This is a genomic window from Virgibacillus profundi, assembly GCF_002287375.1.
GTDB classification, from domain to species: domain Bacteria; phylum Bacillota; class Bacilli; order Bacillales; family Amphibacillaceae; genus Virgibacillus_K; species Virgibacillus_K profundi.
In genome coordinates, this window is sequence record NZ_NPOA01000001.1 from 519,628 (window position 1) to 535,795 (window position 16,168).

The window sequence follows — 16,168 nt, forward strand, 5'->3', positions numbered from 1 at the left end:
ATTTTATCATAACATTATTTTCATTCTAATTCCCCGATAACACTTCCCGATATTCCATCACGGAACGAACATAGTAGATATCACCGTAGCACGCATCCAATTCTCTTGCGCCCTCACGTAAACAACGGTATTTCGACTTATTCGGGTCCTTGTCATACATTTCTTTTGAAAAGTCTATCGCAATCTCAATAGTATATTTTCCCGATTTGCCTTGAACATAATCAATAAATCCCCTGCCAAAATTATAGGACTGAATCGCCAGTTCAAGATCATCGTCTGCATCCTGCAGTGTTTTCGAAAAATAATAGACTCCTTGTTTAATAGAAAGTTCAGGATCGTCAATACAACCTCTTGATCCACAATAGCTTTCTGATGATTGCATTGGGTCATTTCCCCTGCCTCCTGACTCCTGCATCATCATCGCAAGTAAGACATTCTCATACGCTAAAACGTCGAACTTTTTCGCATACTTTTCGACAATATGTCGATAGTTTTCTACCTCTTCACTTATCACCGGATAAGAAACCTTAAAATTATCGTCCGGTTTTTCATAGGATATAAATGAAACCACAACAAAGATACTGCATATCGTAATGATAATAACAGCTGTTTTTTTAAATGCATTTTTAGTTTTTTTCTTGATCTTCATCCAAATCCAACCTCATTAAAAATAATAGACTCCCAACAACAGCCCCATAAATTAAATGCCCTACTATCCAATAGATAAATGCTGCAATATCAGTAATTTCCGGTGTTCGCTGAGAAAATGCTGTTGTTAAAAATAATACACCACCGACCAACATATTCACAACGACGTATGGATAGATTTTCGTATGAATATTCATAACCTTGAACAGATAATAAAGTACTATAACGAGTAATATAGAAACTATCAGGTGCAAGGTTAATTCAATAATCTCATTCATCTGCCAATCTCTTACTATTGGTATATAATCCACATTTAATAAAAGTACATAGACAAACTTACCCGAAATCCCTTCAACCAGCTTTAAGAACCCGCCTAATGTAATTCCGGAGATTAAACCGGCAGCTATCAGTTTCATTAAAATTTTCATCATTTTATCCCAACTTATCTTAACGATCTTTAGAAAACAATTTCTTTTCCCTCCATTTACCAAACCGGTAATAGGAATATGCGAAAAGACTGCTTACCAGAAAGCTTGAACCCATTCCAATTGCAATGCCAGTATCACCAAACAGGCTTGAAAACAGTGCTGTTAAGGGGTAACGAAGCACCCAAAATGAGATGATGTTTAATACCAGCACCTGATACATTGCACCTGAAGCCCGGACGACTCCATTTAAAATAAAGTTGATCCCTAAAAACGGGTAACATAATGCGATAATTTGTAAATATCTTGTTCCGAAACGTACCGCTTCTTCCTCCTGGATGAATAATCTTATTCCATATTCCGCTAGAAATACCACCAGAAGCCCAACAACCAGCATAACAGAAAAATTATACAGAACACCATATTTTGCAATCGTTCTTACCCTTGCCCAATCACGTACACCAATGTTTTGTCCTGCCATACTGCTAACGGCTGTTCCCAGTGCATGTGCAGGAAGCATTAAAATACTATCCAGTCTTTGAGCAGCACTGAAACCTGCTACAACATCATCTCCAAATCCAGTAACAACACTCATTATTGCTGCAACACCTGCAGAAATAACTGCCATTTGAAGACCTGATGGAATGCCAAGATTTAATATTAAGCCAACCTCATGTTTTTTCGGCAGTCTCGGAAGGCTAAACGGAGCAACCTTTCGATGCAACACAAAAATAATCCCATACAGAAATGCAATACCTTGTGAGAAAATTGTTGCATATGCAGCACCCTCCACCCCCATATCAAATCCTGCAATGAATAATGGGTCAAGTGCAATATTCAGGACGACTGCGATCATCACAAACCTTAAAGGTGTTTTGCTATCCCCTAATGCCCGGAGTACTGTACTAATAAAATTATAGCCAAATAAAAACAGAATCCCGATAAAATTAATTTGCAGATAGGATTTTGCGGCAGCCATCATGCTGTCAGGTGTTCCCAGCAGCAGTAAAAACTTATCCGCAAAAACATAGCCAATCCCCCCCAATAATAAAGATAGGAAAGTAAGAATTACTACAAATGCATTTAAATAGTTTTTTAAACCAGCGTCATTATCACGACCTTTTTGTTGTGACAATATCGTAAGCGCTGCATTATTCAGTCCAATAACAAAGGAAAGGACGGTAAAAATTATTGTGCTTGAAACAGCGACAGCACCTAATGCATTTCCACCAAGCAGGTTCCCCACCCACAAACTGTCTGCAAATTGATAAGAGGTTTGCAACAGATTTGCAAGCATAATCGGTCCTGAGAAAATGATAAGTTGCTTCAAAATATTTCCTTGTGTGAAATCATGCTGTTCCTTCATTTCAAGTCCTGCCTCTCACATTTGATCAATATCTTCATAATAACGATAAAAGATTAAGGTGACCAGGAAAAATCCTGATCACCTTAGAATTAAGCTCTATATCCACTCATTATTTACTTGCTTCCTGAACTTTCTCTTTTGAATCTTTATCGCCTTTAAAAACAAATTGAAGTACGATCATTGCAATGAATGCACCAAGGCCATAGAGGTCTGTATTTCCTTCTGGATAAATTAATAGCAAACCAATTACAACCGATATAATTCGTAACGTCCAGTGAAGCTTTCGGTACCAGTAGCCAATAAGACCTGCCCCTACCGCAATCATTCCAGAGATAGCCGTAAACAGAATCCAAATTATCTCCCAGAATGTTGTATCGATCATCAGTAATTCCGGCTGTAAAACGAACATATATGGAATAATGAATGCTGCAATCGCTAGTTTGGAGGCATTTACTCCTGTTCGAATTGGCTCTCCTCCTGATATACCTGTTGCCGCAAATGCCGCCAGAGCTACTGGTGGTGTAATATCAGCTACTATCCCAAAGTAGAATACAAACATATGACCTGCAAGTATAGGAATCGCAACATCAAGCTGATCATTTAAAGCCAGAATCGCTGGCAATGCAATGGTAGATGTAATAATGTAATTAGCCGTTGTAGGTGAACCCATGCCTAAAATAATCGATGCAATCATCGTAAAGAATAGTGTCAATAATAATTGGGCTTCCGGAGAACTGGCAAGTGCTCCAGCCATACTTACAAGACTATTCCCAAGCTTGAGACCTAAACCTGTTTTTGTTACCACCCCAACTATGATACCAGCACAAGCTGTTGCTGCTGCAACTCCCAATGCGGTTCGTGCACCTGATGTTAATGCTACAACGAATCTGCTTGGCGTTATTCTTGTATCTTTTCGGAAAAGACTAACAAGTATTGTTATTCCAATACCATAAAGTGCAGTCCTTTCAATACTAAACCCTGAAAAAAGTAACCAAACAATTGCTACTATCGGTAGTAATAAATGGATCTTTTTTAAAACTGATTTTTTACTCGGTATTTCTTCTTTTGGTAAACCATGAAGTCCCAGTCTCTTTGCCTCAAGGTGAGTCATTATCCAAATCCCTGAGAAAAATAGAATTGCAGGTATTGTAGCAGCTTTAGCAATATTCCAATAGCTTTCTCCTGCAAACTCAATCATCAGAAAGGCTGCCGCACCCATAATCGGCGGCATTATTTGTCCACCTGTGGATGCTGCTGCCTCTACCGCACCAGCAAAGTTAGGTTTATACCCAAGTTTTTTCATCATTGGAATTGTATAAGATCCAGTAGTTACAGTATTTGCCACGGAACTCCCTGAGATTGTTCCATTTAATGCACTGGAGAATATGGCTACTTTTGCAGGTCCACCTGTCCGCTTCCCTGCAATTGAGATAGCTAAGTCATTAAAGTAATTCCCAACACCTGTCTGTACAAGAAATGCCCCAAATAATAGGAACAGGAATATATATGTGGATGATACCTGCAACGGTGTACCCAGAATACCATCCGTTGTAAAGAACATCGATTTGATTAATTGATCCAGGGTAAGCCCTCGATGTGCAAGTGCCCCTGGCATATAAGGACCGAGATAGGCATAAGCCATAAACACAAGAGCAATAATAGTAATCGGAAGTCCAACTGCCCTTCTGGATGCTTCCAGCACAAGCAATACTGCTAACCCACCAATAATCATTTGTATTTGATCAATTCCACCAATCTGTTGTACTAAGGTCTCATAAAATACAGGCCAATAGCCACAAACAATAATTGATAGTAAAACTAATAAGTAATCATACCATGGCACTTTCGTTTTACTCCCTTTTCTTCGTGCCGGATATAATAAGAAGATGAGGGAGAGTGCAAATCCCAAGTGAATGGTTCGTTGAATATATGCCGTATATGCACCTGCTGCTCCTGTATACAACTGAAATAAAGAAAAGGCAATTAGTCCAAAAAAGATAATTTTAGCCGTAATTCCAGTAACATTTCGGTTATTTGATTCCGCATCATATTTTTGCAGCAACTTCTCTTGTTCTTCTGCTGTTAGTTGTTCTTTTGAATCACTCATGGATTCTCACTCCTTTCAAAGATTGCCATAATGATAGATTTTCAACCTTAATCGTAAACCAGGCTCCTGGCTTTAAATATTCCTTGAGATAAATTATATGCTCCCCTTGTTCACCCCATACAAGACGATTTTCAGGAACTGTTTTTCCATTTCTTAGATTAATGGACGGAAAAATATTATCAAGATCCATCACATGATATTTTCCATCTTTATATTCAAATTTTTCGCCTTCCAAAGCATTGGAGGGCATTCCTATCCCAAATTCTTCATAAATGATTTCATATTGTTTAATATTTTGATTATCCATTACTATGTATTTCTCGATAACATCAGTTAAATGGATGGAATGCTTCCATATAAGCTGGAAGGTGTCTTCCTCATTGATCGGTAAAAAGGCTTCAATATAATTCGTATTTTCCTTATAAAATACTAAAGCTGTCCGGAAAGGAACAAATAATTGCAGGATTACAAAAATCAGAAGGGTAATAGTGAAAAGAGTTTTTTTATTTGCAAGATATTTCATGTTATATTCTTCACCTTTAATGCATATCTCCCTTGATTGATAACCCCTCAAAGTCGAATGCTTCTCTAAAAAAATGGAATGACCGGCAGCAAATTCCTATGAAGGATTAACAGCCGGCCGTCCTGACCTAAGTTCTTTCTTACTCTGCACTTACTCCAATTTCATCGAAGTATTTTTGAGCACCAGGGTGTAATTCAATGCCAATTCCATCCAAGGCTGCTTCTTTCGTGATAAATTCTGCCTTGGCGTGAGCCATATTCCCTGCATTTTCATAGATTGCTTTTGTAATGTCGTAAACTACATCCTCTGATAGGCTGTCAGTTACAGCTAACATTGCAAGTACAGCTACGGTTGTAATATCTTCATCTATACCACTATAAGTACCTCCAGCAATTGTATCAGCTGCATAATAAGGATATTGTTCAATAAGCTCATCAATCTTTTCCTGAGATACAGGAACGATACTAACATCTGTCGTAGCACCTAAACCTTCAACTGCCCCTGTAGGCGTACCTGCTGTTATAAATGCAGCATCGATATTTCCATCCTGGATCCCACTGGTGGATTCACCAAAGTCAAGGTTCTGTGCATCAATGTCATCCATTGTCAGACCATGCACTTCAAGAATTTGTTCCGCATTAACATACGTACCTGATCCTGGAGCACCAACAGAAACTGTTTTCCCAGCTAAATCCTCAGCGGAAGCAATTCCCGAGTCAGCTGATGTTACTATTTGAATAGTTTCCGGATAAAGTGATCCAATTGCCTGAACATTATCAACCGGATTGCCATCGAAAGAGTTAATGCCTTCAATTGCATTTGCAACTACGTCTGTCTGAACAAATGCAAGCTCAGACTCTTCTTCCTGTAAAGCGATTACATTGTCTGCCGAAGCATTCGATGATACAGCATTCGTTTCAATTCCCGTTTCATCTGAAATAATTGTTGCCATTTCCCCACCAAGTGGATAATATGTACCACTAGTTCCACCTGTTAGCATTTGCAGGAATTTAGGTGCATCTTCGCCCCCATCATCTGAGGCACTGTCATCCCCATTACTTTCATCATCATTTCCTCCACAAGCCGCTAGAAATAAAGCAAGTACCAGAAGCATTGCAAATGAAAATAAATAGTTTTTCTTATTCACATAAACTCCCCCTTATATTTTTATAGTAGTATACATTTTACCTTTATTATTATAATATTGTCAATCTATTCTTAACTAATTCGCTAAACATATTTTACTATCCATAAAGTAAATTGAGGCTTTCTGACTAAATACTATTTATAATTGTTAAAATAATTACAATTATATGATATTATATAATTGTATAAAACTTAAATATAAGAGGAGATGTTTTCGTATGATGCACGTTCCATTAACAGTAGGATCAATGCTAGAGCATGCAGAAAAGTTTTTCGCAAAAAAACAGGTCATCTCACAAACACATGATAAGCTTCATCATTTTAATTACGGCGAAATAGGGCAACGCACACGTCGGTTGATGAGTGTTTTGGATGAGCTGGGAGCAAAAAAAGGGGACCGAATTGGTACATTAGCCTGGAATCACCACAGACATCTCGAAGTTTACTTTGCCGCACCGGGAATTGGAGCAGTATTGCATACCATTAATATCCGCCTGGCTCCTGAACATATTATTTACATCATTAACCACGCAGAAGATAAAATTCTGTTCATCGATGAAGATATTTTGCCTCTCATAGAAAAGATACAAGGTCACCTGAAAACCGTTGAAGCATTTGTCGTAATGACTGATAAAGACGAGAAACCTAAGTCTTCTTTAAAGCCACTATACTCCTATGAAGAATTACTGCACACCGGAGATCCATCCTATTCATTTAATACAGACATAGATGAGAATGATCCTGCAGGAATGTGCTATACTTCTGCAACCACAGGCAAACCAAAAAGCGTTATTTATTCCCATCGCGGTATCGTTTTACACAGCTATGCACTAGGCTTGGCCGACTCAGCTGCAATATCGGAATCAGATGTAGCAATGCCCGTTGTGCCACAATTTCACGTCAATGCCTGGGGAATACCATTTGCCTGTACATGGTTTGGCAGCACCATGGTAATGCCAGGTCCAAGGTTCACACCAAAACGCCTTGCTGAATTTATTGAAAGATTTAATGTAACGATCACTGCCGGAGTACCTACAATCTGGTTAGGATTATTACGTGAATTGGAGCAAGGAAATTATAATACTTCCAGTTTACGAGCTGTACTTTGCGGAGGGTCTGCAGCACCACTCGGATTAATTAAAGCTTTTGAACAAAAGTATAATATACCATTTTACCATGCTTATGGTGCAACAGAAACGACACCACTAGCTACCGTTTCCCGTTTAAAAAGCTATCAGCAGGAATTAACGGAGGATGAGAAACTGGAGGAACGTTCCAGACAAGGAATCCTGGTGCCGGGTCTTGAGATGAAAATCATTGGAAGTGATGGAGAAGTCGCATGGAATGATGAAGAAATGGGTGAATTGCTCTTGCGAGGCCATTGGATTGCCGATGAATATTATAAGGATGATCGCAGTGAGAATGCTTTTGTGGACGGGTGGTTCCATACAGGTGATGTCGTTACAGTAGATGAAGAAGGTACAATTAAAATCGTTGATCGGACAAACGATTTAATCAAAAGTGGCGGGGAGTGGATTTCATCGGTTGATCTCGAAAATGCAATTATGGCACATGAGGCAGTTTTTGAAGCCAGTGTGATCGCAATTCCGGATGCCGAGTGGCAGGAAAGACCTGTTGCATGTGTTGTTTTAAATGAGGGCTTTTCTGAAAATGACATGAAAGACAAAATACTTGAATTTCTGCGCCCGCAATTTGCAAAATTCTGGTTGCCTGATGATGTCTTATTTTTTGATGAAATTCCAAAAACGTCTGTAGGTAAATTTCTAAAACGTCAATTACGGGAAGATGTTAAAGCACATTATAATCTTCAAAGCTGATTTTATTTGTTTAACAGACTCATTCAAAATTTGAATGAGTCTATTTCTTAGCTCTGGTTTCAGCTAGAAGGATTTGAAACACCCGTATTACTAGGTGTCCAGTCTGGATACGAAAAAATCCCCGTGGAGTGCTTCTCTACGACCGAATGGAGCCGAAACGGGTACCAACAGATAGAATGCCTCTCTACGACCAAACCGATCGAAAACTAGTTCAAACGGTCGGATAGAATGCCTCTCTACGACCAAGCGAATCGAAAACTAGTGCGAACGGTCGAATAGAATACCTCTCTACGACCAAACGGATCGAAAACTAGTGCAAACAGTCGAATAGAGAGCTTCTCAAGGACAAAAATGATTAAATCAAGCGCAAACTGTCCATTAGAACTTCTATAAGCAAACGCACCTAATTTATTTCCTTACTATTTTCCACTAATGAATCCATAATCTCCCTAACCGTTTCCTCTTTATGAATCGCACCGACTCCCTGACCCGCCCATAATGACTGGAAATCTGATATGGCAAACTCTGACCCTGCTGCGCGAAGATCTTTTGTAAGCTCATTTTGGATTGGAAATGGCAGCAAATCCACCTGACTAGTTTCTGCCTCATTGATAAACCGATTATTAATGGCTCTCGCAGGTCTTCCGGAAAACACTTTTATAATAACTGTATCCTCTGTATCTGCCTTGATTAATGCTCGGCGGTAAGCATTGTTTGTACCTGCTTCTTTAGCCATCAGAAACCTTGTTCCCAGTTGAACCCCTGCTACTCCCATACTTAATAATGCATCAATTTGCCCGCTGCTATGTATACCCCCTGCTGCTATTACCGGCGTCGGGAGATTTTCCACAAAAGACTGGGCAAGCACCATAAGTCCAATATCACTGCCATTTGGGTATTTCCCTACATCAAATGTGCCACGATGCCCACCGGCTTCAAAGCCTTGGGCCACAATAATATCATAGCCTGCCTCAACAAGCTGTTTTGCTTCATCAAGGTTTGTCGCCATTCCTATTAGAGTCACATCATTCTTTTTTAACTTCTCAATTAATACAGAAGATAATACACCAAATGCAGTACTGACTATGGGTATGTTTTCCTGTAGAATCACATAAATCTTTTCCTGCAAATAGTCGTTTACTTTAACCTGTTTACTGCCCTTGTCTAATTCCAGTTCATTCCTATATTTATCTAGAAATATTTGCATCTCCTGAATGTCCGTTGAAAATGTCTCCAGATTCGTCGCAAATAAATTCACTGCAAAGTCCTTATTTGTTAATCCCTTAATCTGCTTGATATTCTCTTTTAAAGTGGACGCACTCATATACCCTGCCCCAACTGTCCCCAAAGCCCCGGTGTTTGCAACCGCTGCAACAAGCTCGGGAGTAGTAATCCCTCCCGCCATACCTGCCTGAATAATAGGAATATCCACTTTTACTTTTTCCAAAAAAGAATTCACGATCAACCTCTCCTCCATTTAACACCCTCTAATTAGAATACCATATAAACCATTTGTTCAGAATTTAAAGGAATTATATAACTTAGCGTCTTGACAATATTGGGAAAATTCAATACTATAATAGGAATTAATAAAAAACGTCGTTTACTGATTTTACATAGAAGGAATTTACCTTAATTAAAGGTGGGAATTTGATGAATCTTATCCAATTAGAAAATGCCATCCGTGATTTGATTCAAAATAATAAGCATAACTTTTCTATTTCCATCCATACACAGGAAGGGAATATCAGCATCAATGCTGCAAAACAAAGAAAGGCAGCAAGTCTAGCGAAAATCTCAATTTTACTTGAGGCTTACAGACAAATAGAAAATAATAAACTATCGCTTGAGACGCCAATTTATATCAACAAATCAGCGATGGTTGGTGGATCAGGGGTTTTAAACTATTTAACAAATTCTCATGTCCACAGCTTGCAAAATCTATTGGAACTAATGATAATCGTCTCTGATAATACCGCTTCCAATCTATTATTAGAGCATGTTGGTATGGAAAATATCAATAAACTCACAGAAAAAACTGGATGTAAGCAAACGATTATTAAGCGCAAATTTATGGACCTGCAGGCACAAATGGTCGGGTTTGAAAATTATACCAGTTCCCAGGATATTGCAACGTTATTGAAAATCATTTCGAAAAATAATGTGTATTTATCAGATAAAAGTCGCCATCAAATGCTAGAAATTCTTTCAAATCAACAATTCAAGGATAAACTGGCAGCCTATTTAACTGATGATGACAAGATTGAAATTTATCATAAATCAGGTGAGCTGCAGGGTATTGAGCATGATGCAGCCATTTTTAAATATCATGAAAACACAATCGAAGTCGCTGTTTTATCTGAAGGATGGATCAATAACGGGGAAGGCAAGAAATATATAGCTGCTATTGGCAAGCTCTTAATTACATATTTGAAAGCTGGATCAAGGGAGGGTAAAGGATGAAAGTGAAAATAGCTGTATTCGCCAGATTTGAAATGATGGAACGTATAAAAGCATACACTAATGATGAAGATGATTTTGAAATAGTTCCCTTTACCTATTCAAATGCTATAGAGACTGTTGAATTAATTGAAAAGGCAATTATGTGCGATATTTATTTATTCACTGAGATACTGCCTTTTTTATATGTAAAGAAAAAGATCGATAAAAAGCGATTACCGGCTGTAAAAGTAGCTGTTGATGAATATATGATTATGTCCTCTTTTTACAGGCTTAAGTATGAACATAACCAACCATTGGATCGATTCTCCATCGATGTATTAAACCAGATTCATGTCGATGAAGTACTAACTGAATTAAATAAATTGGATAAAGATATTTATACATACAGCATATCGGAAAACGGATTAGTTGACCTTGATAAAATTGTCTCCTTCCATCAAAATTTATGGAAAGAAGGCAAAATTGACTTTGTCCTCACATCATCTAATGAAATAGAGCAACAGTTGAAAGGATTAGGTATTACCGCAAGGACGATGCATGTACCGAAAATTAATCTCAGGCGGGCTATGACAGAAGCGAAGACAATGACAAAGCTGAACCAGAGCAAGAGTGCACAAATCGTTATCGGGAAAATTCGAATCAAAAATTTAATGGCTATAAAACTGGAAAAAGGTGAGAATGCAACACAGGAGTTAATAGAAAAGCTGCATGATATCTTATTAAAATTCAGCCAAAAAACAGCTGCATCCACATTTCCAATTAATAATGATGAATTTATTTTACTTGGTACAAAAGGAGTCCTTGATCACATAACAAATCATTACCGCGATTTTCCACTGCTGAAGGAAATGGAAAGAACACTGCATACACCTGTAGATATCGGCTTGGGGCTTGGGTTGACAGCTAAACAGGCGGAAAATAATGCAAAAATGGCATTAGAGGCTTGTGAGCAATCAGATAATAGTAGTTGTTATATTGTTAATGAAAGGCAGGATACAATTGGGCCACTCGGGATCAGAAAACAATTTGATACATCACGCCTATACCAATCCCTGATTCATAAAGCGCGCCTTAATAATGAACTATCCTATAATTTCATTGATTTTATTACAATTCGTAACAATGAACCATTTTCGTCAAACGATATAGCGACCTATTACCGGGTAACCAAGCGCAGCGCAGAACGTACCGTTAATAAGCTTTTGCTTGGTGAAGTAATTAAAGTAGTCGGTGAAGAAAAGCCCTATGTAAAAGGACGTCCAAGAAAGCTGTTTTCCTTAAATCAATAATCCGGGATTGTTGGCAGCACGCTCGGACTGATGTTTCTCCGCTTGGGCTGATGAAGCCAGACGTGTAAGCCGTCTGACTTCATCCATCCATCCATTTATTCATTGCTTCCATATCCTTTGCTGTCAGCTAAAATTTGAATTGCTTCCTCATAATCTTTTTCATCAACTTGACCTTCGAGTAGATGTGTAGCCGGGTTATCATCTTTATTCGCCAGGTCATCACCTAGACCAACAACTCCCCCAGCACTGGTTCCCGTATTTGTTGATCCGATTGGCATAAGTGGTACGTAGGTTACGTTATGATCCGTTTCCGGTATTTCATCAACAAATAAGTTTGATACTTGTAGTCGCTGCAGGTTAGCCTTTGCAGACTCAGCATCATTTTCCGATTTAAAATAAGCAAGAATGTTTTTCGTCATTAAAAACAGCACCTTTCCCTATACTATTTATTCTTTTTCACGATTAAAATTATGTTTAGCTGCAGTTAGCTTTTATTGTTAAATAAGTAATTTAGAACCTCATTGAAAATCGCTACATCGTCAGTGAATAGAAAAACAGGCAATAGCATGATAGCAAAAACAACCATTACATTTGCAACAATAAATTTTGCAAACCCTCTAAAAATAGCCTTCATCGAACCCTCTCCTCCACTATGGGGTAGTTTATATTAATTTTCCCTATTATTAAAAAATATAAACCCTTACTTTATTAGAATATCCTATGCAGGAAAAACGTTTTTTTACCTTCTTTTTTTATATTCGTTTTCGCACTACTTTACAATTACCAATTATCTTTACTAAAAAAAAGACTGAGACCTGACGCTGAGTACTTGCATTGTTAAGCACTCAAAAACCCCAAAAGATGAGTCTTTTGGGGTTTTTAGTATCTATGGTTTCTATATTTTATTCTTCCGTTACCTCAAAGGACATACGGATTGCCGGCATACTTAGGTCTAGATGATCCGAGCTATACGTTAATTGGGGAATTAACGTTATTCCTTATAAGCTAAGCAGTTCTCTAACATCCTCTTCACTTAAAGAAGAAAGCATTGTTTCACCTGGCTGAATTACCTGGTCAATCAGTTCACGTTTCTTCTGTTGCAAATCGTATATTTTTTCTTCAATTGTTCCTTCGGTAATTAAACGAATTACCTGAACAACTTTCTTTTGACCAAAGCGATGGGCACGTCCCGCTGCCTGGTCCTCAACTGCTGGATTCCACCATAGATCGTACAGGATAACGGTGTCTGCACCCGTCAGATTCAATCCGGTTCCACCTGCTTTTAAAGAAATCAAAAAGACATCATTTTCCCCATTATTAAAGCGTTCACTCATTTCAACACGCTCACGAGATGGTGTTTGTCCATGTAAATAAAAGTAATCAATACCTTCCTGCTTGAGCTTTTCAATAATGATTTCATGCATGCTGGTAAACTGGGAGAAAATCAGCATCCGTTTACCATTTACAATCGCATTTCGGATGGTGTCCATCAATTGTTCCAATTTGCCGGATTGTCCCTGATAATTTTCAATGAACAGGGATGGGTGGCAGCAAATCTGGCGTAATCTTGTTAATCCAGCCAGTATTTTCATACGGTTTTGGTTAAAACCACTTTCTTTCATGGATTGTGCTGCTTCCTGCTGCAGCTGACGATGATAGCCAACATACAAATCCTTTTGATCCTTTGTTAACTCAGAAACACTTACAGATTCAATTTTATCCGGAAGCTCTTTTAGTACATCTTTCTTCAATCGTCGTAAAATAAATGGTCTTGTGATCATCGAAATTCTTTCATTGGATAATTGCTTGAAATTACGTTGACTTGGCATGAGCCCTGGGAGAACCACTTGAAAAATTGCCCATAATTCATCAATTGAATTCTCAATTGGTGTACCACTTAATGCAAAACGGCGACTTGCTTTTATTTCACGGATTGCACGGGATGTTTTTGTTGCATAATTCTTAATAAATTGTGCTTCATCCAGTATTAGTGTTTGGAAATTTAACTCACGATATAGTTCAATATCCTGTCGTAACGTTGAATAGGAAGTAATCCAAACATCCATATCTCCCATCTCAGCAATCTTTTGCTGACGTTCAGATGGTGTACCCGTAAGAATTGCAACATTCAAATCCGGCACAAACTTTTCAAATTCATTTTTCCAATTGTAAACGACAGAGGATGGTGCCACAATCAAATGCGGATTGTCACTTGGTTCTGAAGCAATGTAAGCAATGCTCTGCAATGTTTTACCAAGCCCCATATCGTCAGCAAGAATTCCTCCAAGGTGATAACGGCTTAATGATTTAAACCATTGAAAGCCTGTATACTGGTAATTTCGTAATGATGCATTCAAGTTCTCCGGTAATTCATAAATTTGTTCCTCCGGTGACTTCAACTGATGCAATAATTTGCGGAAAGTTGGATCATAATTCTTGTTGGTATCCATCATTTCATCAATTTGTGTTCCACGAAAAACAGGCATATGAATATTTCCATCCTGCACATCATTTTTATTAATCTCAAAATCATTGAAAAACTGCTTCATGGAGGAAAACTCTTCTCCTTCCAATGAAAGCAATGCACCACTTTGCAAGCGATAGTAACGCTTTTTTTCAATGACGGCATTAATAATCTGATTAATTTCCGAATCTTCCACCCCGTCGATATCAAATCCAATTTCCAATAAATTAGTTGATGATTCCAGTCTTACACTTGTGTTTGGCGATGGGGCATTTTCCACTATCATTCCACGAATATCCGATGTTAGAAATAATTCCATATGTTCGTCAAGCAATGGTAAAACCGTATAGAGGAATTCATACATTTCCTCTTCATCTGCTTCAATATATAATTCTTTTCCATTGTAATGAAAATTCGCATGCTCAATTAAATGCATAATCAATTGTTCTTTTTCCACATCGCGAATAATAATGACATCATTTTCTTCACGACCGCTAAATGGATCGATCAATTGCGTGCCATAATGATATTCCAGTTTCCCAACAATCCAGTCTGCATTCACTTCCAAATAGAATTTTGCTCGTAAAGGAACCTGAATTATTTCTGCTGCAACCTTTTCCGATATCTCCACATCGCCGACTTTTTTTAGTGAAGGAAGCACCTCGGATAAAAAGCTATCTGCCTGGCTTTTTGTAATAGGAAGCTGCAAATCATTCATTCCAAATGTGCTGATTTCTTCAAGAACCGGAATTTGATCTTTCGCAGGAAAATAAAATATTCCTTGGTAAAACAGCATTTCATATGGCTTAAAGTACGTAGCATCAGCTATTTCGTCCATTTTCAACATAAGATCATCACGTTCATTTTTTGTTAAGGAAAAGTTAAATGGCAATGTATCCTTTTCAATCGTTATATGGTTATAGTTTTTTCTACGGGTTTCCACTGTTAAATCCCGTTCCGTTATTTTCTCAAGAAGTTCCTGAATAACTAAGGAAGGTATTGTAACAGATCGTTTATCATTTGCGTTTCCCTGGTAGTGGAAAACCATATAATCATTATATATTTGCTCATTTTTCAATACTGCATAAAGCATTTCAAAAATAGCAAGATCCTGTTGTAAAAAGTAGTGTGTTTCCGGATTATAGGTGAACGTTTTCGTAAAATAATGTTCATTCCCCTGCAATACATTACTGATAAATTCATTAACATCTTTCACAACAAAGCATCTTTTCACACCAGTTTTTAATTCAATTACTATATTTTTATCATAGGTCCATTTGCAGTAATATTCGACATGCATTGGCATTTTATCCGGCAGAATTTCAATTGCGTTATTTTGCTGCTGAATCGAACTCAATGCACTAATAAAACGGTTTGTCAGTTGATAATCGTAGTTGGCCGTAGGAAGAGGCTTATTTGATTCTTTATTTACGACAGCAACAAGTGTTGCCGCAATATGCTTACACGAACCAAATGTATCAAAAGCCGGACAATCACAGAACGTATCAATTGAACCCTTGTCAAAATCCTTCATATTAATTTCAACAAAATAATCCTCCGTTCCATGAACCGTTGCAGTCCAAACCCGGTAGTTTATATCATATAAAAGATCACTTACTTTATTACGTTTATAGTAATCCAACCCTCGTTTATAAATTATAGACGGAAATAGTTTTTGGATATTAATATCGCCAATACTCTTCAAGATATCAGTTACCTACCTTCTTAAATCTCATTACATCTATTGTAAACGAGAAAGACTAGATTTTAAACTATTGAATCTTATACTAGGATGGGAAAACTAGCAAAATATTATACATTTTTGATTATGGGATGAGGTTACCAGTGCTCGGGCTGATGTAAAAGGCTACGGCTATAGCGCCATCCTTTTTAACAGCT

Annotated in this window: 13 protein-coding genes; 3 read left to right on the top strand and 10 right to left on the bottom strand. The window is 37.8% G+C overall.

The features are described 5' to 3' along the window. Positions 1-25: 25 nt before the first annotated feature. The 6 genes from CIL05_RS02100 to CIL05_RS02125 all read right to left on the bottom strand — a co-directional run bounded on the left by CIL05_RS02100 (position 26) and on the right by CIL05_RS02125 (position 6,216). Positions 26-649 carry a lysozyme family protein gene (locus CIL05_RS02100; RefSeq protein ID WP_095653839.1) on the bottom strand — a complete coding sequence of 208 codons (624 nt, stop codon included), beginning with the start codon at positions 647-649 and terminating at the stop codon, positions 26-28. Next, positions 627-1,079, bottom strand: a complete 453-nt coding sequence (locus tag CIL05_RS02105; RefSeq protein WP_133065288.1) for a hypothetical protein — start codon at positions 1,077-1,079, stop codon at positions 627-629. Before CIL05_RS02105 ends, CIL05_RS02100 begins: the two co-directional genes overlap by 23 nt. Before the next feature lie 16 nt (positions 1,080-1,095). Then, positions 1,096-2,439: an MATE family efflux transporter gene (locus CIL05_RS02110; RefSeq protein WP_095653841.1), complete on the bottom strand. Its 1,344-nt coding sequence runs from the start codon at positions 2,437-2,439 to the stop codon at positions 1,096-1,098. Between the two features lie 109 nt (positions 2,440-2,548). Further along, a complete protein-coding gene (locus tag CIL05_RS02115; RefSeq protein WP_095653842.1) occupies positions 2,549-4,546 on the bottom strand; it encodes a TRAP transporter permease in 1,998 nt (665 codons plus the stop codon). Further along, a complete protein-coding gene (locus CIL05_RS02120) occupies positions 4,539-5,069 on the bottom strand; it encodes a DUF1850 domain-containing protein (RefSeq protein ID WP_095653843.1) in 531 nt (176 codons plus the stop codon). Before CIL05_RS02120 ends, CIL05_RS02115 begins: the two co-directional genes overlap by 8 nt. Positions 5,070-5,208: 139 nt before the next feature. Further along, on the bottom strand, positions 5,209-6,216 hold the full coding sequence (locus CIL05_RS02125) for a TAXI family TRAP transporter solute-binding subunit (RefSeq protein ID WP_439144817.1): 1,008 nt from the start codon (positions 6,214-6,216) through the stop codon (positions 5,209-5,211). A 217-nt stretch (positions 6,217-6,433) separates the two neighbouring features. Here CIL05_RS02125 and CIL05_RS02130 point away from each other — a divergent pair, with 217 nt between their 5' ends. Continuing rightward, positions 6,434-8,053, top strand: a complete 1,620-nt coding sequence (locus CIL05_RS02130) for a long-chain fatty acid--CoA ligase (protein ID WP_095653844.1) — start codon at positions 6,434-6,436, stop codon at positions 8,051-8,053. Positions 8,054-8,456: 403 nt separating this feature from the next. Here CIL05_RS02130 and CIL05_RS02135 read toward each other — a convergent pair whose 3' ends face one another. After that, positions 8,457-9,512 carry an NAD(P)H-dependent flavin oxidoreductase gene (locus CIL05_RS02135; RefSeq protein WP_095653845.1) on the bottom strand — a complete coding sequence of 352 codons (1,056 nt, stop codon included), beginning with the start codon at positions 9,510-9,512 and terminating at the stop codon, positions 8,457-8,459. A gap of 194 nt (positions 9,513-9,706) precedes the next feature. Here CIL05_RS02135 and CIL05_RS02140 point away from each other — a divergent pair, with 194 nt between their 5' ends. Further along, positions 9,707-10,516, top strand: coding sequence for a serine hydrolase (locus CIL05_RS02140; protein ID WP_095653846.1), 810 nt, complete (start codon positions 9,707-9,709; stop codon positions 10,514-10,516). Continuing rightward, entirely contained in the window at positions 10,513-11,805 is a 1,293-nt protein-coding gene (locus CIL05_RS02145) for a hypothetical protein (RefSeq protein ID WP_095653847.1), read from the top strand. The genes CIL05_RS02140 and CIL05_RS02145 overlap by 4 nt, the downstream gene beginning before the upstream one ends. Before the next feature lie 95 nt (positions 11,806-11,900). Here CIL05_RS02145 and CIL05_RS02150 read toward each other — a convergent pair whose 3' ends face one another. The 3 genes from CIL05_RS02150 to CIL05_RS02155 form a co-directional block, all read right to left on the bottom strand. Next, complete coding sequence (locus CIL05_RS02150; RefSeq protein WP_095653848.1) at positions 11,901-12,224, bottom strand: hypothetical protein; 324 nt, start codon at positions 12,222-12,224, stop codon at positions 11,901-11,903. Positions 12,225-12,289: 65 nt separating this feature from the next. After that, the gene (locus tag CIL05_RS22015; RefSeq protein WP_165769020.1) at positions 12,290-12,439 is read right to left on the bottom strand and encodes a hypothetical protein; all 150 of its coding nucleotides are present in this window, start codon (positions 12,437-12,439) and stop codon (positions 12,290-12,292) included. Between the two features lie 364 nt (positions 12,440-12,803). Further along, positions 12,804-15,974, bottom strand: a complete 3,171-nt coding sequence (locus CIL05_RS02155) for a DEAD/DEAH box helicase (RefSeq protein ID WP_095653849.1) — start codon at positions 15,972-15,974, stop codon at positions 12,804-12,806. Positions 15,975-16,168 lie beyond the last annotated feature (194 nt).